20 protein-coding genes and 1 riboswitch are annotated in these 21,370 nt (G+C 70.7%); of the genes, 9 read left to right on the top strand and 11 right to left on the bottom strand.

Annotated features, from left to right (window positions below; genetic code table 11):
- Nucleotides 1–410: 410 nt before the first annotated feature.
- On the bottom strand, nucleotides 411–677 hold the full coding sequence (locus DI005_RS35785; protein ID WP_323808391.1) for a hypothetical protein: 267 nt from the start codon (nucleotides 675–677) through the stop codon (nucleotides 411–413).
- Between the two features lie 78 nt (nucleotides 678–755).
- Nucleotides 756–1,046 carry a 4a-hydroxytetrahydrobiopterin dehydratase gene (locus DI005_RS35780; RefSeq protein WP_112270888.1) on the bottom strand — a complete coding sequence of 97 codons (291 nt, stop codon included), beginning with the start codon at nucleotides 1,044–1,046 and terminating at the stop codon, nucleotides 756–758.
- Nucleotides 1,047–1,078: 32 nt separating this feature from the next.
- A riboswitch (TPP riboswitch) is annotated at nucleotides 1,079–1,190 on the top strand.
- A 30-nt stretch (nucleotides 1,191–1,220) separates the two neighbouring features.
- Here DI005_RS35780 and DI005_RS35775 point away from each other — a divergent pair.
- Genes DI005_RS35775 through DI005_RS35765 form a run of 3 tightly spaced genes read left to right on the top strand, consistent with a single transcriptional unit; the run spans nucleotide 1,221 to nucleotide 4,917 of the window.
- Nucleotides 1,221–2,273: a thiamine ABC transporter substrate binding subunit gene (locus DI005_RS35775; RefSeq protein WP_113644982.1), complete on the top strand. Its 1,053-nt coding sequence runs from the start codon at nucleotides 1,221–1,223 to the stop codon at nucleotides 2,271–2,273.
- Nucleotides 2,249–3,904 (top strand): iron ABC transporter permease, encoded by a 1,656-nt coding sequence (locus DI005_RS35770; RefSeq protein ID WP_112270890.1) that lies wholly within the window; start codon nucleotides 2,249–2,251, stop codon nucleotides 3,902–3,904. The genes DI005_RS35775 and DI005_RS35770 overlap by 25 nt, the downstream gene beginning before the upstream one ends.
- Entirely contained in the window at nucleotides 3,904–4,917 is a 1,014-nt protein-coding gene (locus DI005_RS35765) for an ABC transporter ATP-binding protein (RefSeq protein ID WP_112270891.1), read from the top strand. Before DI005_RS35770 ends, DI005_RS35765 begins: the two co-directional genes overlap by 1 nt.
- A 195-nt stretch (nucleotides 4,918–5,112) precedes the next feature.
- Here DI005_RS35765 and DI005_RS35760 read toward each other — a convergent pair whose 3' ends face one another.
- From DI005_RS35760 to DI005_RS35750, 3 genes are read right to left on the bottom strand one after another with little or no spacing between them, the layout of a single operon-like run.
- On the bottom strand, nucleotides 5,113–5,988 hold the full coding sequence (locus DI005_RS35760) for an ABC transporter permease subunit (protein ID WP_113644981.1): 876 nt from the start codon (nucleotides 5,986–5,988) through the stop codon (nucleotides 5,113–5,115).
- A complete protein-coding gene (locus DI005_RS35755; RefSeq protein ID WP_113644980.1) occupies nucleotides 5,985–6,974 on the bottom strand; it encodes an ABC transporter ATP-binding protein in 990 nt (329 codons plus the stop codon). Before DI005_RS35755 ends, DI005_RS35760 begins: the two co-directional genes overlap by 4 nt.
- Nucleotides 6,971–8,017 (bottom strand): outer membrane lipoprotein carrier protein LolA, encoded by a 1,047-nt coding sequence (locus tag DI005_RS35750; protein WP_113644979.1) that lies wholly within the window; start codon nucleotides 8,015–8,017, stop codon nucleotides 6,971–6,973. Before DI005_RS35750 ends, DI005_RS35755 begins: the two co-directional genes overlap by 4 nt.
- Nucleotides 8,018–8,156: 139 nt before the next feature.
- Between DI005_RS35750 and DI005_RS35745 the strand changes: the two genes are divergently transcribed.
- The 4 genes from DI005_RS35745 to DI005_RS35730 all read left to right on the top strand — a co-directional run bounded on the left by DI005_RS35745 (nucleotide 8,157) and on the right by DI005_RS35730 (nucleotide 10,983).
- Complete coding sequence (locus DI005_RS35745) at nucleotides 8,157–8,861, top strand: response regulator transcription factor (protein WP_112270895.1); 705 nt, start codon at nucleotides 8,157–8,159, stop codon at nucleotides 8,859–8,861.
- Nucleotides 8,858–10,198, top strand: coding sequence for a cell wall metabolism sensor histidine kinase WalK (locus tag DI005_RS35740; protein WP_113644978.1), 1,341 nt, complete (start codon nucleotides 8,858–8,860; stop codon nucleotides 10,196–10,198). The genes DI005_RS35745 and DI005_RS35740 overlap by 4 nt, the downstream gene beginning before the upstream one ends.
- 11 nt (nucleotides 10,199–10,209) lie before the next feature.
- Nucleotides 10,210–10,617: a (deoxy)nucleoside triphosphate pyrophosphohydrolase gene (locus DI005_RS35735; RefSeq protein ID WP_233520434.1), complete on the top strand. Its 408-nt coding sequence runs from the start codon at nucleotides 10,210–10,212 to the stop codon at nucleotides 10,615–10,617.
- A 66-nt stretch (nucleotides 10,618–10,683) separates the two neighbouring features.
- The gene (locus DI005_RS35730) at nucleotides 10,684–10,983 is read left to right on the top strand and encodes a YciI family protein (RefSeq protein WP_112270897.1); all 300 of its coding nucleotides are present in this window, start codon (nucleotides 10,684–10,686) and stop codon (nucleotides 10,981–10,983) included.
- A gap of 10 nt (nucleotides 10,984–10,993) precedes the next feature.
- On the opposite strand, the gene DI005_RS38800 is transcribed toward DI005_RS35730, so the two are convergent.
- Entirely contained in the window at nucleotides 10,994–11,158 is a 165-nt protein-coding gene (locus DI005_RS38800) for a hypothetical protein (RefSeq protein ID WP_199543505.1), read from the bottom strand.
- A gap of 165 nt (nucleotides 11,159–11,323) precedes the next feature.
- On the opposite strand from DI005_RS38800, the gene typA reads away from it, so the two are divergent.
- Both typA and DI005_RS35720 read left to right on the top strand, forming a co-directional pair.
- On the top strand, nucleotides 11,324–13,228 hold the full coding sequence (gene typA, locus DI005_RS35725; protein ID WP_113644977.1) for a translational GTPase TypA: 1,905 nt from the start codon (nucleotides 11,324–11,326) through the stop codon (nucleotides 13,226–13,228).
- A gap of 198 nt (nucleotides 13,229–13,426) precedes the next feature.
- Nucleotides 13,427–15,214: an ABC transporter family substrate-binding protein gene (locus DI005_RS35720; protein ID WP_233520433.1), complete on the top strand. Its 1,788-nt coding sequence runs from the start codon at nucleotides 13,427–13,429 to the stop codon at nucleotides 15,212–15,214.
- Between the two features lie 81 nt (nucleotides 15,215–15,295).
- Here DI005_RS35720 and DI005_RS35715 read toward each other — a convergent pair whose 3' ends face one another.
- From DI005_RS35715 to DI005_RS35695, 5 genes are all read right to left on the bottom strand, one after another.
- On the bottom strand, nucleotides 15,296–16,345 hold the full coding sequence (locus DI005_RS35715; protein WP_113644976.1) for an ABC transporter ATP-binding protein: 1,050 nt from the start codon (nucleotides 16,343–16,345) through the stop codon (nucleotides 15,296–15,298).
- Nucleotides 16,342–17,424, bottom strand: coding sequence for an ABC transporter ATP-binding protein (locus DI005_RS35710; RefSeq protein WP_112270902.1), 1,083 nt, complete (start codon nucleotides 17,422–17,424; stop codon nucleotides 16,342–16,344). Before DI005_RS35710 ends, DI005_RS35715 begins: the two co-directional genes overlap by 4 nt.
- The gene (locus tag DI005_RS35705) at nucleotides 17,421–18,365 is read right to left on the bottom strand and encodes an ABC transporter permease (protein WP_112270904.1); all 945 of its coding nucleotides are present in this window, start codon (nucleotides 18,363–18,365) and stop codon (nucleotides 17,421–17,423) included. The genes DI005_RS35710 and DI005_RS35705 overlap by 4 nt, the downstream gene beginning before the upstream one ends.
- Nucleotides 18,358–19,338 carry an ABC transporter permease gene (locus DI005_RS35700; protein WP_113644975.1) on the bottom strand — a complete coding sequence of 327 codons (981 nt, stop codon included), beginning with the start codon at nucleotides 19,336–19,338 and terminating at the stop codon, nucleotides 18,358–18,360. Before DI005_RS35700 ends, DI005_RS35705 begins: the two co-directional genes overlap by 8 nt.
- A 164-nt stretch (nucleotides 19,339–19,502) precedes the next feature.
- Nucleotides 19,503–21,257: an ABC transporter family substrate-binding protein gene (locus DI005_RS35695; RefSeq protein ID WP_112270908.1), complete on the bottom strand. Its 1,755-nt coding sequence runs from the start codon at nucleotides 21,255–21,257 to the stop codon at nucleotides 19,503–19,505.
- Nucleotides 21,258–21,370 lie beyond the last annotated feature (113 nt).

Here is a 21,370-nt window from a genome sequence, read left to right as displayed (position 1 = left end):
ACAAACGCCTGTCGCGGATGGCGCTCTCCGTGTTCCACGGCCTGAACGGCATCGATCACACCGCGCCGGAGCACGATTCGCGACCTCGTGGTCGGCGCCTCCACGGCGTCCTTCCGTGTCCCGAGATCGCGGCAGGTTCACCGCCTTGACGCGAGCACGCTAGCGCCGAGGCGCCGGGCGGACCGGGCGCCTCGGCTTCGGCGTGTGGTGGCTCAGCCCGCCGCGGCGAGCAGGATCACGAACAGAAGGGTGACGGTGACCGCGAACGCGGTCACGACGGCCTGCTGACCCGGTGAGAGAACGGGGGCGCGGTTCATGTGGTCCCCAAAATGACTGGTGGTGGGCGATTCACCCCTGACAGCGCCTGACCCGTCCCCGTTGTTAGCTTCGGCGGTGAACTGTGGGCCAATTCACAATCGACGGCCTTTCGCGGTGTAGAACAGCACCGCGCCCGCCAGCGCGATGATGAGTGCGAATGCCCCACCGCCCACCACGAGCGCCTGCGTGATGTCGCTGCCCTCTGCGGTGGCCGCTCGCTCCCGGGTCTCCGCTGCCGCGGGCAGCGCCCCGACGCCGAAGACCATCAGCATCAGCAGCCCCGAGACGATCGAGAGCCTGCGATGGGACGTGGCACCCGAGACTCCGGATGTGTTGACAGCGTTGCTCGAACGGCTCATCGCGCACTCCCTTCCACCCTCTTGCGGCTACCCGGACAACGCGCCACGACACACCGGAGGTTGCCATCCCGGCGGAGATCACATCTCGTCGATCACCCCGTCGATCTCGGCGGCGAGGGAGATGTCCTTCTCCGTGATGCCGCCCTCGGAATGGGTGCTGAGCCGGAAAGTCAGTGTGCGCCAACGGATGTCGATGTCCGGGTGGTGGTTCTCGTTCTCCGCGATCTCGGCGACGCGGTTCACCACCTGGATCGCCTGTGAGAAGGAAGCGAGCTTCGCCTCGCGCCGGATGGCGTCACCCTCGCGCTGCCATTGGGGCAGGTGCCCCAGCGCTTCGTCGATGCGTTCGTCGTTGAGTACGTCTGCCATGCGTCCATGGTGGTACCGAGGCGAGTACGCTGCACGTTTGCCACGGGAGTCCGGCGAAGGCCGGGCTGAGAGGTGGGCGAGAGCCCACGACCGTTCGCACCTGATCCGGATCATGCCGGCGCAGGGAGGCCCCACTCCTTGCCGGGACGACGCCGGTCACGACAAGGAGGGTTGATGAGGTTCCTTCGTGCGGCGGCCGCACTGTCACTGGCCGGGCTGCTGACCGCGGGTTGCACCCTGACGGGTGGGAACGACGACCAGGAGGCCGAGGGTCCCACCACGGTCACGCTCGTCACGCACGAGTCGTGGGCGGCCCCGCAGGAGGTGCTCGACGCATTCGAGCGGCAGTCCGGCATCCGCATCCGCGTGCTGAAGGAGGGCGACGCCGGTGAGCTGACCAACAAGCTCGTGCTCACCAAGGCCAACCCGATCGCCGACGTCGCCTACGGCGTCGACTCGACGTTCGCCTCACGCGCGCTCTCGGAGAACGTCTTCGAGCCCTACACCAGCCCGGAGGCCGACCGCGGCCCGCAGCGGTACTCGGTGGACTCGCAGCACCGGCTCTCCGCGGTCGACGTCGGCGACGTGTGCGTGAACATCGACACCGGGTGGTTCGCCGAGCGCGGCCTGCCGGAGCCCGCGACGTTCGACGATCTCGCCGACCCGAGGTACCGCGACCTGCTGGTGGTGGAGAACCCCGCGACGTCGTCGCCAGGGCTCGCGTTCCTGCTCGCGACCGTCGCCCGTTACGGCGAACAGGGCTGGACGGAGTACTGGCAGCGCCTGAGGGACAACGGCGTGCAGGTGGTGAGCGGCTGGACCGAGGCGTACACGCAGGAGTTCTCCGGCTCCTCGGGCCAGGGCCCGAGGCCGATCGTGGTGTCGTACGCGTCCTCGCCGGCCGCGGAGATCGGCGACGACGGCAAGCCGCGCACCAAGGCTCTGCTCGACACGTGCTACCGGCAGGTCGAGTACGCCGGGGTGCTCGCGGGCGCCAAGCACCCCGACAAGGCCGGCAAGGTCGTCGACTTCCTGCTCTCCCAGCAGTTCCAGACCACGGTCGCCGAGAACATGTACGTCTACCCGGCGCGGGAGGGTGTGGCGTTGCCGTCCGGCTGGGCGCAGGCCGCGCCGCTGCCGGAGGACCCCGCGTCGCTGCCCGGCGAGCAGGTGCAGGCGGGCCGTGAGCGGTGGATCGAGCAATGGCGCGCGCTGCTGGAAGGCTAGGAAGGCCAGGACTCCGCGCGGGTCCGCGAACCTCGGCCGCGGGCGTCACGGCGCTCGCGGTGGTGCCCATCGCGTTCCTCGTGGTCTTCTTCGCGTGGCCGGTCGTGGCGATCCTGCGGCTCGGCTTCACCGACGGCGGCGTCGCCAAGGCACTCGTCGAGGCGCAGACGTGGCAGCTCGCCGCGTTCACCGTGGCGCAGGCGGCCGCCGCGACCGTGGTCGCCGTCGTCCTCGGCTTCCCCGTCGCCTTCCTGCTGGCGCGCGTGCGCCTGCCTGGGACGGCGCTGGTCCGCACGTTCGTGCTCGTGCCCTTCGTGCTGCCGACCGTGGTGGTGGGGCTCGCGTTCCGGGCGCTCTGGCCGGACGGCGGAGTGACCACGATCGTGCTGGCCAACGCGTTCTTCAACGTCGCCGTGGTAGCGCGCACGGTCGGCGGCCTGTGGGCGCACCTCGACCGGCGGGCCGAGGACGCGGCGAGGGCGCTCGGCGCGTCGCCGTGGCGGGCGTTCCGCACGGTCACGCTGCCTGCGCTCGCTCCGGCCGTCGCGTCGGCGGCCGCGGTGGTGTTCCTCTTCTGCGCCACCAGCTTCGGTGTCGTCCTCATGCTCGGCGGGTCGCGCTACCGCACGCTGGAGACCGAGATCTACCTGCGCACGGTGAACCTGCTCGACCTCTCCGGCGCCGCCGCGCTATCGCTCGTCCAACTGGCCGCCGTGCTCGCCGCGCTGGCCATCGGGGCGCTGGCGCGCAGGCGCAGGGAGACCGCGGTGCGGCTGCGGTCGAAGGCCGAGACGGCGCGCCGCCCGGAGGGTCGCGAGTGGTGGGTCGTCGGAGCGGCGTTCGGGGTGCTCGCACTGCTGCTGGCACCGATCGTCGCGCTCGTGCTGCGGTCGGTGTCCTCACGCGACGGCTGGAGCCTTGCCGGTTACCGCGCGCTCGCGGGCAGCGGTGAGGACGGCACGCTCGGCGTCACCGGCTGGGACGCCGCGCTGAACTCGCTGCGCACGGCGTCCGACGCGACCGTGCTCGCGCTCGTGATCGGCGTGCTCGCCGCCGGGACCCTCGTGGCGCTGAGGCGCTCGCCGGGGCGGGGAGCGCGCGCGACGGGCGAGGCCATGGACGCCGCCCTGATGCTCCCGCTCGGGGTGTCGGCGGTGACGGTCGGCTTCGGTTACCTGATCACCCTCGGCGAACTGCCCGGTGACCTGCGGACCTCGCCACTGCTCGTGCCGTTCGCGCAGGCGTTGGTGATCATCCCGCTCGTGGTGCGGATGGTGCTGCCGGTGCTGCGATCGGTGGACGAGCGCCTGCGCCAGGCCGCGGCGACGCTCGGAGCGAGACCGGCCCGGGTGTGGCGCGAGATCGACCTCCCGCTGGCGGCCCGCTCGCTCGCCGCGGCCGCCGCGTTCGGCTACGTCGTGGCGCTGGGCGAGTTCGGCGCGACGAGCTTCCTCGCCAGGCCCGACGCCCCGACGCTGCCGGTGGCGATCGGGGCGCTCGTGAGCAGGCCGGGCGAGCTGAACAGCCAGCTGGCCTATGCCTCGTGCACGTTGCTGATGCTGGTGACCGTGCTCGTGGCGACGTTGATCGAGCGGTTGCGGGCGCCGCAGGCGCAGGTAGGGGAGTTCTGATGCTGACGGTCGACGGGCTGACGGTGACGTACGGGTCGTTCACGGCCGTGCGCGACGCCGCGCTGGAGATCGCCGACGGTGACGTGCTGGCCCTGCTCGGGCCATCCGGCTCCGGCAAGTCCACGCTGCTGAGGGCGATCACCGGCCTGGAGCCCGCGGCGACCGGATCCGTGCGCTGGGACGGCGCCGATCTCGGGCGCGTGCCCGTGCACCGGCGCGGCTTCGGACTGGTGTTCCAGGACGGGCAGCTGTTCCCGCATCGCGACGTCGCGGCCAACATCGCGTTCGGCCTGCGCATGCACGGCGTCGCCAAGCCGGCGCAGCGGCAACGGGTGCGCGAGTTGCTGGAGCTCGTGGGGCTCACGGGCTACGAGCGGCGCAAGGTCACCGAGCTCTCGGGTGGCGAGGCGCAGCGGGTGGCGCTCGCGAGGGCGCTGGCGCCGAGGCCAAGGCTGCTGTTGCTCGACGAGCCACTGTCGGGGCTCGACGCGGAGCTGCGCGAACAGCTCGCCCTCGACCTCGCCCAGGTGCTGCGTCAGGCCAAGATCACGACCCTGCTCGTTACCCACGACCAGGAGGAGGCGGTGACGCTCGCCGACCGGCTCGCCGTGCTCGACGGCGGGCGGATCCAGCAGATCGGCGACGTGCTCGACGTCTGGCGCCGCCCGGTCGACGAGCGGGTCGCCCGGTTCCTCGGCGTGACGACGGTGCTGCCGGGCGAGGCCGCGAACGGCACCGTCACCTCCGCGCTGGGCGAGGTGCGCCTGCCGTGGGCGCCGGACGGCGCGGTGTCACTCGGCCTGCGGCCCAACGCCGTGCGGGTGGCGGCCGACGGGGTGGGCGCCGAGGTGCTGAGCAGGGTGCACCGGCGCGATCACGTGCGCCTTTCGGTGCGACCGGACATGGGACCGGCGCCGCTGGACGCGGTGGCCCCGATGGCCGAGCCCGCGCGGGCAGGCGAACGCGTCCGGCTGGCGCTCGACCCCGACGGCGTGGCGGTCATCTCGAGGTAGGGCGCCCCGCGGGTGGCGCCGCGTCGTAGAGCCGGATCGCCGCTTCGACGCGGTGCAGAGATGAGCCCGGCCGCAGTAAAGGCCACCTTCACTGCGTTGAATCAGACTCAGCGGCGCGGAGCACCTCCGTCTGGGTGGTGGAGGGAGACGGGCGGGCGCAGGCAAGGTGGCCTTTACTGCGGTCAGCCGCACCGGTCAGCCGTCCTTGGTGCTGAGGCGGGCGTAGGCGAGCGACAGTGCGATCGCGATGTAGCACCCCGCCCGCAGGGCTCCCTCCGCCAGCGCTCCGCCCGGCATCGGGTCGCGCAGCACGTCGCCGAGGTCGGTCCAGGAGTGGTTGAGCAGGAACGGGTGCAGCCAGTCGAGCGCGTCGAGCAGACCGAGCACCGAGAACACGATCACGCCGCCGAGGACGGAGGCGAGCACCACCATCGGGTGCTCGGTCCACGCCGAGATCGCCAGCGCCACCGCGCCCACCGCCCACAGTTGCAGCGCGACCCAGCCCGCGGCGATGGCGACCTTGAGCAAGGCGGCGGGGAACGAGAGTGTGGTGCCCGACAGTGTGAACAGCGAGCCGGTTCCGTTGATCACCAGCCCGGTGAGCACACCGGTCAACGCCATCACCACCGTGGCCGTCACCGTGAAGACCGCGATGCCGATGGACTTGACCAGCAGAAGCCTGCCCCGGCTCACGGGTCCCAGCAGCCAGCCGCGCAGCGTGCCGTGCGCGCTCTCACCTGCCAGCGCGTCGGCACCTGCCATCGCCGCGCTCAGCGGCAGCAGCAGGCCCAGCGCCATCGCGAGCGTGCCGATGGGCAGCACGAGCGCGTTGCCGCCCGCCGTGGCGAGCAGGGACTCCCCGCCGCCGTCCCCGCCTCCCGGCGGTCCGGGAGAGTCGACCAGCGTCAGCGCGATCCCGACGATCACCGGGATCACCGCGAGCAGACCGAGCACCACGAGCGTGCGCGGCCTGCGGAAGATCCACCGCAGCTCGGCGCGCACGAGCCGCGCGAGCGACGCGTGCGCGCGCCCGGCGACCGGCACGGCGGGAGCCGTCGCGACCTCGGTCATGACCTGACCTCCCCCTGTGGCTCCTGCGTCAGCCGGGCGAAGAGGTCCTCCAGCCCGGTGCGGTCCCGGCGCGCCTCGTGCACGTCGACCCCGGCGTGCACGAGGGCCGCGACCACCTCCGGCGGCGTGGTGGCGGTGAGATCCACCCGCACGCCCCCCGGGGTCAGCCGAGACGGGATCCGCTTGCTCCGCAACGCCTCCATCGCGGCGGTGCCGTCCGGTGTGGACACGAGCAGCGCGGGAGAGCCGGACTCCAGCAGCTCGGCCAGCTCGCCCTGCGCCACGACGCTGCCCGCCTGCAGCACGGCGACGTGGGTGCAGGTCGCCTCGACCTCGGCCAGCAGGTGCGACGAGACGAGCACCGTGACCCCGGCCGCGTGCAGCTCGGCGATGATCGCGCGCACCTCACGGGTGCCCGCCGGGTCGAGCCCGTTGGTCGGCTCGTCGAGCACCACCATGCGCCTCGGCACGAGCAGCGCTCCGGCAAGACCCAGCCGCTGCTTCATGCCCAGCGAATAGCCGCGGTAACGGCGGTTCGCCGCGTCGGCGAGACCGACCCGCTCCAGCGCGTCGGCCACGGCGCCCGCGATGTCCGATGTGGCCAGTCGCGGTTCCGCCGCCGCCATGCGCAGCAGGTTCTCCCGGCCGGAGAGGAACGGGTGGAAACCGGGCCCCTCCACGAGCGCGCCGACGTCCGGCAGCGCGTGCCCGGCCTGTTCGGGGACCGGGTGGCCGAGCAGGCTGACCTGCCCCGCGGTCGGCCGGACGAGCCCGAGCAGCATGCGGATGGTGGTGGTCTTGCCGGAGCCGTTGGGGCCCAGCATGCCGAGCACCGCGCCCTCGGGGACGTCGAGGTCCACGTGGTCCACCGCGACCGTGCGGCCGTACAGCTTGCGCAGCCCCCTCGTTCGCGCGGCCAACGGCACGGGCGGTGTGGACGCCGCCTCTGCGACGTCCACACCGGTGACCTGGGTGGACGTGCTCACCGTTGCGCCAGCGCGTCCGTGAGCACCTGCTGGGGCACGGCGCCGACCGCGAAGCGGCCGTCGTCGGTGACGATCGCGGTGCCCACCTTGGTCTCGATCGCGTAGCCGGAGCCGAAGTCACCGCTCACGCGCTTGCCGAGCCGGTCGAGCAGGCTCTGCACGTCGCGGCCCTCGGTGTCCTGCGCGGCCGTGAGATCGGCGGGCACGGTGCCGGTGTACACGGTGTCCCAGCCCTCACCGGAGAACTCGCCGATCGCGCCGGCCGGCATCCGCTCGTCGTGGGCCCGCGGCCGCTCCTCGGTCACCGTCGCGCCCTGCGGGGGCGTGAACTGGAACAGGTTCGCAGGCTGCTGCCCGAAGTCGATGTCGGTGAAGCCGATCTCCAGCGCGGGCTCGGTGGTGCCGTTGGTCAGCACCGACATCCGCAGCGGCACGCGGGTCTCGGAGTCGACCGCGATCCGCACCTCCCGCAGGAGCGTGCGCTCCGACGGCTTCGGCGTGAGCACCAGCTCGTAGGCGGGGCGGTCGGCGACCGATGCGGTGCCGTCCACGCTGACCGTGCTGCTCTGCCGCACGTAGTCCAGCAGCTGTCCCGCCGCCGACGTCGGGTCCGAGAACCCTTCCTGTGCGTGTGCCCGGTGCTCCCGCGTCTCGGCGGGCACCGTCAGCTTCGTCGCGGAGTTCTCCGCGGAGTCGTAGGACCACACGGTGCCGCCGTTCTGCACCACCGTCAGCTCGCTGCTGCCCTGTTCCAGCGCGATGCGGCTGCCCTCGTCACCGTCGTGGTAGACCCGGGCCGACTCGACGTCGAGCACCGGCAGTCCCGGCATCGACGGCAGGCCGAGGTCGTTCTCGATCCGAACGTTGCCCGCCAGCGCGGGAATGTCGGCCCGCAGCACGGAGCTGACCAGTTCCTGCGCGCTGACCGGTGGGAGCTCCGGCGCCTCCCCCGCACCGGCCGGCATCGCCATGACGGCCAGCCCCGCCGCCCCGATCGCGGTGCCTGCCACGGCGACGGTCACTGCTCGCTTCTTCGGGTTCACTGCCCCTCCTGTGGTCAACGTAAAGTGTGCCCCTTTTTCCGCCACCGAGCCTGCGCTTCACGCACTGAGACCGGCCTGAGATGCTGAGAACCGGCTGAGAGCACGCGCACGGGACCGCGTAAACCGGCATCCTGAGAGCGTGAAGCCTCGAGTTCTGGTGGTCGACGACGAGCCCGGTGTGCGCAAGGCGCTGCAGCGGGGGCTCGGCGCCGAAGGCATGGACGTCGTCACGGCGGCGGACGGGCCGAGCGCGCTGCGGCTGGCCCAGACCGGCGCCTTCGACGTGCTGCTGCTCGACATCATGCTGCCCGGGCTCTCGGGCTACCGCGTGCTGCAGGCGCTGCGTGCGCAGGGAGTGCACACGCCGGTGCTGCTGATCTCCGCGAAGGACGGCGAGGTCGACCAGGCCGACGGTCTGGATCTCGGCGCCGACGGCTACCTGGTGAAGCCGTTCTCGTTCGTCGTGCTCGTCGCGCAGGTGCGGGCGGTGCTGCGCAGGGCCGCCGCGCAGGGTGTGCGCGGGCTGCTGCGGATCGGCGGGCTGACTGTGGACCGGGCAGCGCGCGAGGTGCGCTGGCACGACGATCCGGTGGCGCTGAGCCCGAGGGAGTTCGCGCTGCTGGAGGTGCTCGCCGGGCGGGCGGGCACGGTGGTGACCAAGGACGAGCTGCTGCGGGCCGTCTGGGGCGACGAGCAGGCGGCCACCCGCAACGTCGTCGAGGTGTATGTCGGCTACGTGCGGCGCAAGCTCGACGCCGCGGGTGCCGGTGCGTTCGTCCGTACCGTGCGCGGACACGGCTACGTCGCGTCCGACCCGGAGCTCGACCAAGTGACCACGGGGTGATCTCTCCACGCCGCTGGTGGCTGCGGCGGACGCTGCGGTTCCGGATCACCCTCGTGGCCACCACGATCACGCTGGCGTTGCTCTTCGGGCTGGCGTTGCTCGCGGGCAAGGCGCTCGGCCCGCTGCTGGTGAACTCCGTCGACGCGGAGCTGCACGCGGCGCTCGACACCGCGAGCACGACGGTCGAGCGGGGCAGGGTGCCCAGCGCTCCCGAGGGCATCGACGTGCGCGTGCTCGACACCGCGGGCGCCCCGGTGGACGGGGGAGAGCCGGTGCGGCTCGACGCCGGGGACGTGAGCGCGCTGAAGGCCGGGCTGCCGGTGAGCACCGAGTTCACCGGTGAGGTCACCACCAAGCTGCGCTGGCTCGGCGCCGTGGTGACGGCACCGGATGGCTCGCAACGGCTCGTGGCGGTCGGCACGGCGATGGTGGGCTCGGAGGCGGCCAAGACGAACGGCGCGCGCTGGCTGCTGCTCGTGGCGCTGGTCGGGGCGCTCGTAGCGACGCTCGCGACGTGGCTCGGGGTGCGCTCGGCGCTGCGCCCCGTCGGTCGGATGCGCCGCTCGGCGAAGGACCTGCCGCCGGGCGGCAGGCTCCCACTGCCGGAGGCGCACGACGAGCTGCGCGCTCTCGCTTCGGACTTCAACGCGCTGCTGGCGAGGCAGGAGGAGATCAGCGAGCGGCTGCGTCGCTTCACCGGCGACGCCGCGCACGAGCTGCGCTCACCCGTTGCGTCGATCCGGGTGCAGGCGGAGGTGGCCGTCACCAACCCCGATCCCGACCTGGCGCAGGAGACGCTCAGCGACATCCTGGAGGAGGCCGAGCGCCTCTCCGCGCTGCTCGACGGCCTGCTCGCGCTCGCGCGTTCCGACGCGGGCGAGGTGCCGCCCGCCGAGCCCGTCGAGCTGGTCACCGAGGCGCGCGACGCCGTGGCCAGGCTGCCCCATGGCTCGCCGTCGGTGCGGGTGAGCGCCGTGGTGCCGCAGGCGTGGGCACTCGCCACGCACGCCGAGGTGGAGCTCGTGCTCAACAACCTGCTGCGCAACGCGTGCCGCTACGCCGACTCACAGATCGTGGTGTCCGTGCTCGCCTCGCGCTCCCGCGTGCGCGTGGTGGTGGACGACGACGGACCCGGCATCGCGGCGGAGCACCGTGAGCGGGTGTTCGACCGGTTCTACCGGGTGTCCGACGACCGCGCGCGCACGTCCGGCGGCAGCGGGCTGGGCCTGGCGATGGTGGCCGAGGCCGCGCGCAGGCGCGGCGGACGGGTGACGGTGGGGGAGTCGCCGGACGGCGGCGCCCGGTTCCAGGTGAGCTGGCGCAGGCACGCACGCTAACGTCCTCCGGCGTGAAGCCCGTGGTGATCGTCGGAGCCGCCATCGTCCGTGACGGTGCGCTGCTCGCCCAGCAGCGCGCGTACCCGGAGGAGGCGGCGGGGCTGTGGGAGCTGCCCGGCGGCCGGGTCGAGGAGGGCGAGCCGGAGGAGGCCGCCGTGCGCCGGGAGTGCGCCGAGGAGCTGGGCGTCGCGGTGGAGGTGGGCGAGCGCGTCGGCGCCGACGTGCCGTTGCCGGGAGGGAAGGTGCTGCGGATCTTCGCGGCGACGCTCGCCGAGCCGTCGGCGCGGCCGCACGCCGTCGAGCACAGGGCGCTGCGCTGGGTGGGCACCTCGGACGTGGCCGGCCTCGACTGGCTGCCCGCCGACCGCGTGCTGGTGCCCGAGCTGGAGAAGTTGTTGCGCGACACCGGGTCCGCATGATCGAAAACGCAGGTCAACGGGCGGTTAACAGGTATCACCGAGGGCCTGCGGGCTTACCGTGAGGATATGTATGTCGTGCTGCTCACGTACACCGCGCCCCTGCCGGAGATCGACTACGTGCTGCCAGACCACGTCGAGTGGGTCGCGAGGCAGTACGACCACAACCACCTGCTGGCCTCGGGCCGCAGGGACCTGCACCTCGGTGAGGTGATGATCGCAAGGCCGATGGCCCGGCTGAAGCTCGACGCGATACTCGCCACGGACCCGCTGGCGGCCAGCCACCTGGCCCACTACGAGGTGGTGGAGTTCTCGGCCACCCGGACCTGCCCCGAGCTACGCCTGCTCAACGAGGCCATCCCGCGCTAGCGCGCCGTTCTCACGCGGCCTTGGTGATGTCGGCCTTGGCCTTCTTCAACGCGAGCACAGGACACTTCTTGCAGCGCGGCTTGGACTTGCAGCACTTCTTCTTGACCTTGCCCGACTTGATCAGCTTGCGGACGACGGCCTTGGGGTCGTCATCGCCCCCGTGCTTCTTGCCCACGGATCACACTCCACGCCGGTCGATTCCTCAAGTCAGGTTAGGTGAGCCTATCCTTGATCGAGGTGTGGCGCTGGGCACAATGGTAGCCCGGCTATCCTGGAGACGACCATCGTTGGCCTCGAGAGCCGATGGCCGCCCCCGTTCTCTTCCCACAGGAGTCGACGCGTGCCCGCAGTCACCGCCGAGAAGGTCCGCACGGACCTCCGAAACATTGCCATCGTGGCACATGTCGACCACGGCAAGACGACCCTGGTCGACGCCATGCTCCGGCAGTCCGGCGCGTTCACCGAACGCGCCGAGCCCGTCGACCGCGTCATGGACTCCGGTGAGCTGGAGCGGGAAAAGGGCATCACGATCCTGGCGAAGAACACCGCCATCCGCAGGCAGACGCCCGACGGCGCGGTGACCATCAACGTCATCGACACCCCCGGCCACGCCGACTTCGGCGGCGAGGTCGAGCGCGGCCTCTCGATGGTGGACGGCGTCGTGCTGCTGGTGGACGCCAGCGAGGGCCCGCTGCCGCAGACCCGGTTCGTGCTGCGCAAGACGCTGCAGGCCGGCCTGCCCGTGATCCTCGTGGTGAACAAGGTCGACCGCGCCGACGCGCGCATCGCCGAGGTCGTCGAGGAGACCCACGACCTGCTGCTGGACCTGGCCTCGGACATCGAGGACGCCGATCTCGACGCGGTGCTCGACCTTCCGGTGGTCTACGCCGCCGCGCGCGACGGCAGGGCCAGCCTGGAGCAGCCCGCCGACGGTGCCGTGCCCGACAGTGAGAACCTCGACCCGCTGTTCGAGGTGCTGCTCAACCACATCCCGCCGCCCACCGCCGACCCCGAGGCCCCGCTGCGCGCGCTGGTCACCAACCTCGACGCGTCGAGCTTCCTCGGCCGCATCGCCCTGGTCCGCATCCACGCGGGCAAGCTGCGCAAGGGCCAGACCGTCGCGTGGCTGCGTGAGGACGGCTCCGCCCAGTCCGTGCGCATCTCCGAGCTGCTGGTCACCGAGGCCCTCACGCGCGTGCCCGCGCAGGAGGCCAGCGCGGGTGACCTGGTGGCCATCGCGGGCATCCCGGACATCACCATCGGCGACACCCTCGCCGACGTCGACGACCCCGAGCCGCTTCCGAGGATCACGGTCGACGAGCCGGCGATCTCGATGACGATCGGCGTCAACACCTCGCCACTGGCCGGCCGCGGTGGTGGCGACAAGCTCACCGCCCGCATGGTCAAGGCGCGGCTCGACGCCGAGCTGGTCGGCAACGTGAGCATCCGCGTGCTGCCCACCGAGCGTCCCGACGCGTGGGAGGTCCAGGGCCGCGGCGAGCTCGCGCTCGCGATCCTCGTCGAGCAGATGCGCCGCGAGGGCTTCGAGCTGACCGTCGGCAAGCCGCAGGTGGTCACGCGCATCATCGACGGCAAGCTGCACGAGCCGTTCGAGCGGCTCTACGTTGACGCGCCCGAGGAGCACATGGGCGCCATCACGCAGCTGCTCGCGTCCCGCAAGGGCCGCATGGAGCAGCTGGACGGCCACGGCACCGGCCGCATCAAGCTCGAGTACGTGCTGCCCGCGCGTGGCCTCATCGGCTTCCGCACCGACTTCCTCACCGAGACGCGCGGCACCGGCATCGCCAACCACGTGTTCGAGGGCTACTTCCCGTGGGCGGGCGAGATCCGCACGCGCCACAGCGGCTCGCTGGTCGCCGACCGGTCGGGTCCGATCACCAGCTACGCGATGCTGCAGCTGGCCGACCGCGGCACGTTCTTCGTGGAGCCGGGCGCCGAGGCGTACGAGGGCATGGTCGTGGGTGAGAACCCGCGAGCCGAGGACCTCGACATCAACATCACCAAGGAGAAGAAGCTCACCAACATGCGGTCGTCGACCGGTGACGAGCTGGAGCGCCTCGCCCGCCCGCGCAAGCTGGGCCTGGAGGAGGCGCTGGAGTTCTGTTCCGTCGACGAGTGTGTCGAGGTGGCTCCGAACGTGGTGCGGGTGCGCAAGGTCACCCTGGACGTGTCGCAGCGGGCCAAGGAACGTTCGCGCGCGAAGAGCCGCGACAAGAACGCCTGACGCGCGGCCCGATCCCGGCGTGCCGGGAACCGCGTGGTTGGATCATGCCTCACCCAGGTGGCGGTATCTGGTCCAGTACCTCGGCTTGACGTCCGGTCTGGCAGTCTTCTGGTTCCGGCAGTGCTGAGGGTGCCGATCACGACAGGTTCGACGAGCAGGAGGGGCTGCGGCGTGCGCGCGACTGGCGGGAGAGCGAGAGTGCGGTTGCTGGCGCTCGTGTTCGCGCTGGTGACCGCTGTGCTCGCGGCGTGCACCAACACCCCGCCGCCACCCGTGGTCAGCTCGCCCGTCGCGGCGACGTCCACACCTCCGGCCGAGACGCCCTCGCAGATCGTGGTGAGCCTCGACGACATCACGGGCGGGTACAACCCGCACAACCTGGCCGACCTCTCCACGGTCACCTCGGCGCTGTCGCAGATGCTGCTGCCGTCGGTGTTCCGGCCCGCCGAGGACGGCGCGCTCGAGCTCGACGAGAGCCTGATGACCTCGGCCGAGGTGACCTCGCAGGAGCCGTTCACGGTCTCCTACCAGATCCGGCCCGAGGCGTCCTGGTCCGACGGCGCGCCCATCGCCGTGGAGGACTTCGCCTACCTCGCCGACGCGATGAAGAACCAGCCGGGAGTCGCCGACGCGGCCGGTTACCGGCTGATCACCGGCATCCAGCCTGGCGCGGGCGGCAAGCGGCTCGACGTGACGTTCAGCGAGCCGTACCCGGGCTGGCAGACCCTGTTCGACAACCTGCTGCCCTCGCACCTGCTCAAGGACGCCCCCGGCGGCTGGCGGGGCGCGCTCGCGGACAGCTTCCCCGCCTACGGCGGGCCGTTCTCGATCAAGACGCTCGACAAGGAGCGCGGCGAGATCGTGCTGGAACGCAACGAGCGGTACTGGGAGAAGCCCGCCGCGGTCGACCGGATCGTGCTGCGCAGCTCCGACCACTCCGGCATGGTCGCGGCGCTGCGCAGCGGCAACGACCAGTTCGCGCTCGCAGGCACCGACGCGACGGGGCTGGACCTGTTCTCCGAGCTGGGCAAGGACGTCGAGCTGCACACCGTCGCCAGGCCGTACCTCGCCTCGACGCTGCTGCGGCCCGTTGGCGTGCTGGCCGACGACCAGGTGCGCGCGGGCATCGCCGCGCTGCTCGACCGCGAGAAGCTGATCGCCGAGGGCACGCGCGGCGGTCCCTCCGAGCAGTTGCGGGCCGGTGCGCACGTGCTCCCGCCGTCGGCCAAGGACTACCAGCCCACGATCCCGCGGTCAGGCTCGCCGCTGACGCCCTCGCCGCGCAAGGCGGAGCAACTGCTCACCGCGGCCGGGTACACGCGGGAGGCGGGCACCTGGACCCGCGAGGGCGTGCCGCTGTCGATCGTGGTCGCCTCGCCGGGCCAGCAGGAGCCGTACGCGAGCATCGCGAGGGAGCTGAGCAGACAGCTGATCGCCGCGGGGGTCGAGGTGACGACCGTGAACCCGCCCGCCCGAGAGCTGTTCAACTCGCTGCTGCCGACGCCGGTGAGCGGCACCGAGGAGGAGCCTGAGGACGGCACCGAGGGCGCCGAAACACCCACCACCGAGCCCACCACGACGACGCCTGCCCCGCCGCCCAACGGCAACGTGGCGGTGGACATCGCGGTGGCGCCGCAGCCGGTGAGCTACGACCCCGCGTCTACGCTGGCGTCGACCTTCGGCTGCCCGCCCGGCTGGGACGCCGACCAGGAGGGCGAGTCCGCGCCGCGGGTGCCGGCCAACACGGCGGCGTTCTGCGACGAGGTGCTCCAGCCGACGATCGACGCCGCGCTGAGCGGAGCCGAGCCGCTGCGGGACAGCCTCGCCTCGGTGGAACCGGCGCTGTGGCAGAGCAACGTGTCGATCCCGCTCTTCCAGCTCGCCGACACGATGGCGATCGGTACCACCGTGTCCGGCGTGACCGCGGGCCCCGCCATGGCGGGCCCCTTCTCCAACGCCGTCAACTGGACCCGCGCCCCCCGCTAAAGGCATGCGCAGAGGCCCCCAAGGCCACCTTTGTTGCGTTCAACGCAACAAAGGTGGCCTTGGGGGCCGTTGGGGGGAGCCTCAGAGGAGCTGGGCGGATTCCGCGTAGTGGCAGGCCGATGGGTGGCCCTGGCCGCGGTCGACCAGCTCCGGCACCTCGTCGACGCACAGCTTGCGCTCGCCCTCGCTCAGCTCGTTCGCGAACTTCGGGCAGCGCGTGCGGAACCGGCAGCCGCTCGGTGGGTTGGCCGGGCTCGGCACGTCACCGGTGATGACGATCCGCTGCCGGGTGCGCTCCTTGCGCGGGTCCGGCACCGGGATCGCCGAGATGAGCGCCTGCGTGTACGGGTGTGCCGGCCGCTCGAACAGCTGCTCGGCCGGGGCGATCTCCACGATCCGGCCGAGGTACATCACCGCGATGCGATCGGCCACGTGCCGCACCACCGACAGGTCGTGGGACACGAACAGGTAGGACAGTCCGAGCTCGGCCTGCAGGTCCTGCAACAGGTTCAGCACACCGGCCTGAATGGACACGTCCAAAGCGGACACCGGCTCGTCGAGCACCAGCACCTTCGGCTCCAGCGCGAGCGCCCGCGCGACGCCGATGCGCTGGCGCTGTCCACCGGAGAACTCGTGCGGGAAGCGGTTGCCGTGCTCCGGGCGCAGGCCAACGGTGGCCAGCAGCTCACGCACGCGCTCCTTGCCGCCGTTCTCGTAGAGCCCGTGGATCCGCAGCGGCTCGGCGATGATCTCGTTGACCGGGATCCTCGGGTCGAGCGAGGCGTACGGGTCCTGGAACACGATCTGCATACTCCGGCGCAGCCGCCGCATCTCCTTGCCGCCGAGGCTGTTCAGGTTCTGGCCCTCGAAGGAGACCTCACCGGCGGTCGCGGGCTGCAGGTTCAGCACCACGCGCGCGGTGGTGGACTTCCCGCAGCCGGACTCACCGACGAGGCCCAGTGTCTCGTTCGGATAGAGATCGAACGAGACGCCGCACACCGCGTGCACGTCGCCGATCCTGCGCCGCAGGATCCCGCCGCCGTGCACGGGGAAGTGCTTCACGATGTCGCGAGCCGAGAGCACGGGCGTCCGGCTGGTCGTCGACTCCACGTCGAGTGCCGTCTCGGTCATTCGCGGACCTCTCCTTCGGTCGCGCCGGTCGGCAGCGGGTCATCCGCCGCCTGCCGGAACAGGTCGGCAGGCTCGTGGCCCTCGACCCGGTAGCTGAAATGGCAGGCCGCGAGGTGCTCGGGGTTCGACCCGGGCTCCAGTGACGGCTCCTCCTGGTCGCAGATGTCCTCCGCGAGCGGGCACCGGGGGCTGAACGGGCAGCCCGGTGGCATGTTGATCACCGAGGGCGGCGCGCCCGCGATGGGAGTGAGCCGGTCGGTCTTCACGTCGAGGCGGGGCAGGCTGCCGAGCAGGCCGAGGGTGTAGGGCATCCTCGGCGTGTAGAACACCTCGTCGGCGGTGCCCTTCTCCACGGGCTTGCCCGCGTACATCACCATGACCCGGTCGGCCTGGCCCGCGATCACGCCGAGGTCGTGGGTGATCAGAATCATCGCCGCGCCGGTCTCGTTCTGCGCGGTCCGCAGCGCCTCCAGGATCTGCGCCTGCACGGTGACGTCGAGCGCGGTGGTCGGCTCGTCGGCGATGATCACGTCCGGCTGGTTGGCCATCGCGATCGCGATCACCACGCGTTGCCGCATACCGCCCGACAGCTCGTGCGGGTACGCCTTCGCCCGCTGCTCCGGGTTCGGGATGTGCACGGTCTCCAGCAGTTCCACGGCCTGCTTGCGGGCCGCCTGCTTGGTGATGTCGTTGTGCACCAGGAGGGTCTCGGCGATCTGGTCGCCGATGGTGTAGACCGGGTTCAGCGAGGTCATCGGGTCCTGGAAGACCATGGAGATGCCCCTGCCCCGGACCCGGGAGAGCTCCTTGTCGCCGGACTCGAGCAGCTCCCGGCCGTTGAACCGCACGGAGCCGGACACGCGGGCCGTCTTGGGCAGCAGGCCCATCACGGCCAGCGACGTCACCGACTTGCCGGAGCCCGACTCGCCGACGATGCCGAGCACCTCGCCCCGGCGCAGCTCGTAGCTGACACCGCGGACGGCCTGGACCAGGCCCTCGTCGGTCGGGAACTGCACGGTCAGGTCCTCCACCTCGAGGACGGTGTCGCCCGTCGTCGCAGTGGGGTCTGTGGGGGTCATGCGCGTACCTTCGTCTGCTGGGGGTCGAACGCGTCCCGCAGTCCGTCCCCGATGAAGTTGATCGTCAGCGCGATCAGGATGATGAACAGGCCCGGGAAGTAGAACAGCCAGGGCCGCGTCGACACCGCGGTCTGGTTCTGGCTGACGAGCAGGCCGAGCGAGGTGTCCGGCGGCCGGACGCCGAAGCCGAGGAACGACAGCGACGTCTCGATCAGGATCGCGATGGCCACGAGCACCGTCGCGTTCACGATCACGGAGCCGAGCGCGTTGGGCACCAGGTGGCGGAAGATGATCCGGGCGTCGGTGGCGCCGAGCGCCTTCGCGGCCTCGATGAACTCCTTCTCCCGCAGGGAGAGCACCACGCCACGGGCGACGCGCGAGACGTAGGCCCAGTAGAGGCCTGCGATCACGACCGCGATGAGCCACCACGTGCCCTGGGTGTTGTGCCCGAGCACGGCGGCGACCGCGAGCAGCGGCAGGGTGAGCACCAGGTCGGCGACGCGCATGAGCACCGTGTCGACCCAGCCGCGGTAGAAGCCGGCCACCGCGCCCCAGATGGTGCCGACGATCGTGGCGAACAATGCCACGAGCACGGCGATGCCGATCGAAATCTGCGTGCCCCGCAGCACCTGGGCGAAGCTGTCGTGCCCGATCGCGTCGGTGCCGAACGGGTGTTCCCACGACGGCGGCTGCGAGTGGTCGCCGGTGAGGTCCTCGACGCCGTACTTCCACAGCCAGCCGCCGACGAAGGCGAGCAGGATGATCAGGATCAGCACGATCAGGCTGCCGACAGCCAGTTTGTGCTGCAGGAACCGGCGGAGGACCAGCTGGGCCTGGCTGCGCTCGGCAACGGTGAACTCGCGTTCGACGCGGGTCCGCTTCTCGGGTCCGCTCGTCCTGGTGGGCACGGGGGAGACGTCGCTGTTCGTGTTGTCAGGCATAGCGGATCCTCGGGTCGAGCACGCCGTAGAGCAGGTCGGCGACGAGATTGAGCACGATGATGACGGTCGCCGAGATCACGAGCCACGCCATGATCGAATAGACGTCGTCCTTGCGGATTGCCTCCAGCAGGAACGTGCCCGCTCCCTGCCACTGGAACACCGTCTCGGTCACGACGGCGCCGGAGATGATCGAGCCGAGGTCGAGCGCGGTCACGGTGGTGAGCGGGATGAGCGCGGTGCGCAGCGCGTGCTTGCGCATCACCTGCCCCCGCCGCAGGCCCTTGGCCCTGGCCAGCCGCACGTAGTCGCTGTTGAGCACTTCGAGCATCGCGGCGCGCTGGAACCGGCTCCAGGCCGCGAAGGACAGCAGCGCCAGCGAGATCGTCGGCAGGACCATGTGCCCCGCCGTGTCGAGCACTTTGTCCCAGGCACCGCCCGCCACGTACACGGAACTGTCCCCGATGGTGAACAGCACCTGCTCGCCGACGGCGTTGTTGAAGCTGATGCCGGCTTCCTTCAGCAGGATCGCGAACCAGAAGGTGGGCATCGCGAGGAAGAGGAAGCCGATGAAGGTGAAGGTGTAGTCGATGCCGGAGTACTGCTTCACGGCGCTCACGACACCGGCGATGATGGCGAGGATCAGCGCGAGGAGCATGGCGAGCAGCACGAGGCGCAGCGTGACCAGGTAGCGGCTCATCACCTCGTTGCCGATGTCCATCGTCGATTCGACGGAGGGGCCGAAGTCGCCCCGGAAGAGGCCGGTGAGCCAGTTCCAGTAGCGCTCGAAGATGGGCTGGTCGAGGTGCAGGCGCACGCGCTCGGCCTCGATGGTCTGTGGTGGGGGCGGCGGGCTGATCGCGAGGAGCCGGTTGAGCGGGTTGCCCGACAGCGCCGCCATCAGGAAGACGACGAAAGTCGAGGCGATGAAGATCGGCACCGAGATCAGCAGTCGGCGCAAGGAGTAGGCGAGCATGGAGGTCTTCCTGCTGGAACGGGTCAGCGAGCGGCGAGGCCGCTCGTGGCGGTACCGCCGATCAGGGTACGTTCGTGATCTTGTTCTCGCCCGATGGGGGAGGCCGCCGGTGAAAGGCGACCTCCCCCATCGGGACGTCGGATCAGGAGGTCACGCGCCGGGCATCAGCCCTGGCGAATGCCCCACTCACCGATGTTGTACACCGGCCCGTCCAGCGTCGAGTTGTTGCGCACGTTCGCGAGGTTGTCGTACGCGGCGATGAACGTCGGCTTCTGGTACAGCGGAAGCACGTAGGCGTCCTGGGCCATGATGCGGTTCGCCTCGTTCACCTTGGCGAGCGCGTCCTGGCGGTCGGTCGCCGCTGCCGCCTCGTTGAGCAGGCGGTCGACGTCCGGGTTGCTGTAGTTGCCGAAGTTGTTGCCCTGACCCGTGGTCCAGTTCTGGACCGCGTTCGCGAACGGGTACGGCGAGGCGACCCACGCGAACAGCATGATGTCGTACTCACCGCTCTCGAGCGTGCCGCCGAGGTCGTCGGTCGGCGAGACGTTCACGGTGACGCCGAGCTGCTTGGCGGACTGAGCGAACAGCTCGCTCGAGTCCTGACGGATCTGGTTACCCGTGGTGTAGCGGATGGAGAGCTCGGGAACGGGCTGGCCGTTCGGAGCCATCAGGCGGTCGCCCTGCTGCTTGTAGCCGGCGTCCGTGAGGATCTGCTTGGCCTTCTCGATGTTCCCAGAGCCCTGACCGGTCTCGCTGATGACGTCCTCGTAGCCCTCCTGCTGCGGCATGAAGTTGTTGCTGTTCAGCGGCTCCACCTTGTCGGTGAACTGGCCGACGGTGCCGTCGATCAGCGCCTGCCGGTCGACAGCGGTGAACAGCGCCTGACGCAGCGCCTTGTCCTTCAGTGCCGGGGTGTCCAGGTTGAAGTCGAAGTGCTCCCAGGTCAGGCCGAGGCCGACGTAGGAGGAGACGTTCGGGATGTTCCGCACCTGGTTCACGAGGTCCACCTGCGGCTGCGGGTAGATGATCTGGACCTCGTTGTTCTGCAGGGCCGTGGGCTCCTGCGCGGCGTCGGTGATGATCCGGAAGATGATGCGGTCCAGCTTCGGCTTCTCGCCCCACCAGCGCTCGTTCGGCACCAGGGTCAGCGACCGGTTCTTCTGGAAGTCCTCGATCTTGTACGGACCACCGGAGTAGGTCGGCATGTTGGCGCCGAACCAGTCGAACGCCGACTTCAGGCCCTGCGGGGTGTTGAGGTCACCGTGCTGCTTGGCGATGTGCGCGGGGTAGATCGGCTGGCCCGACTCCCACAGCTGCTGCCAGTCGGTGAACGGCTTCTCGTAGGTCACGGTCACGGTCTTGCCGTTGTCCGAGCCCTCGACCGAGCGCACCTGGTCGTAACCCGCCGTCGTGGCGACCGCGCAGTCCGGGCAGTCGCGGCCGTTCTGGGTCTTCCAGATGTAGATGAAGTCCTCGGCCGAGATCGGCGTGCCGTCCGACCACACCGCTTCCTGCTTGATCTTGTACTCGATCGTCTGCGGGTTGGTGTTGACCTGTTCCGCGGACTCGAGGACGTCCTCGTTCATCGCGAACTTGAGGTCAGGGTTGCTGACGAACGTCGAGGGCAGCACGCCCTTCAGGGCCATGCCGGTCTCGAAGACGTTGCCCTCGGAGGAGTTGAGGTTCCAGTTGGCGATGTCCTTCTCCAGCGCCATGGTGACCTCGCCGCCGTCCTGCAGCTGGTCGGCAGGCGCGGAGTTGCACTCGTTGGGGTTCGCATCGCACTCGGCGAAGATCTGCCCGGTCTGGGCACCATCCCCGTCGCCTCCGTCGTCGCCACCGCCGCACGCGGACAGGACGAGTGCCGCCCCTGCGACGAGCGCGGCCGCCCGCGCCGCGCCTGACTTACTTCTCAACATTGACTCTCCTTGCTGGACGCCATCGGGGTTCGAGGCGATCTCTCCCCTTGTCGGTGAGCCGTCGATGTGATCGATGGTGCTCGCCGTAACCGTGCACGCTAAGCACAGTTGCG

Origin of the sequence: Prauserella sp. PE36, assembly GCF_003311655.1 — a bacterium.
Lineage (GTDB): Bacteria > Actinomycetota > Actinomycetes > Mycobacteriales > Pseudonocardiaceae > Prauserella_A > Prauserella_A endophytica.
The sequence above is the reverse complement of the archived record's forward strand: the minus strand, read 5'-3'. Positions and strand labels throughout refer to the sequence as shown.

Bases quoted from the DNA above. Each gene is read 5' to 3' on its own strand.
- DI005_RS35775 (WP_113644982.1), top strand. From the start codon at position 1,221: ATGAGGTTCCTTCGTGCGGCGGCCGCACTGTCACTGGCCGGGCTGCTG.
- DI005_RS35785 (WP_323808391.1), bottom strand. From the start codon at position 677: ATGAGCCGTTCGAGCAACGCTGTCAACACATCCGGAGTCTCGGGTGCC.
- DI005_RS35760 (WP_113644981.1), bottom strand. From the start codon at position 5,988: ATGACCGAGGTCGCGACGGCTCCCGCCGTGCCGGTCGCCGGGCGCGCG.
- DI005_RS35715 (WP_113644976.1), bottom strand. From the start codon at position 16,345: ATGACCGAGACGGCACTCGACGTGGAGTCGACGACCAGCCGGACGCCC.
- DI005_RS35770 (WP_112270890.1), top strand. From the start codon at position 2,249: ATGGCGCGCGCTGCTGGAAGGCTAGGAAGGCCAGGACTCCGCGCGGGT.
- DI005_RS35695 (WP_112270908.1), bottom strand. From the start codon at position 21,257: ATGTTGAGAAGTAAGTCAGGCGCGGCGCGGGCGGCCGCGCTCGTCGCA.
- DI005_RS35730 (WP_112270897.1), top strand. From the start codon at position 10,684: ATGTATGTCGTGCTGCTCACGTACACCGCGCCCCTGCCGGAGATCGAC.
- DI005_RS35710 (WP_112270902.1), bottom strand. From the start codon at position 17,424: ATGACCCCCACAGACCCCACTGCGACGACGGGCGACACCGTCCTCGAG.
- DI005_RS35780 (WP_112270888.1), bottom strand. From the start codon at position 1,046: ATGGCAGACGTACTCAACGACGAACGCATCGACGAAGCGCTGGGGCAC.
- DI005_RS35700 (WP_113644975.1), bottom strand. From the start codon at position 19,338: ATGCTCGCCTACTCCTTGCGCCGACTGCTGATCTCGGTGCCGATCTTC.
- DI005_RS35765 (WP_112270891.1), top strand. From the start codon at position 3,904: ATGCTGACGGTCGACGGGCTGACGGTGACGTACGGGTCGTTCACGGCC.
- DI005_RS35705 (WP_112270904.1), bottom strand. From the start codon at position 18,365: ATGCCTGACAACACGAACAGCGACGTCTCCCCCGTGCCCACCAGGACG.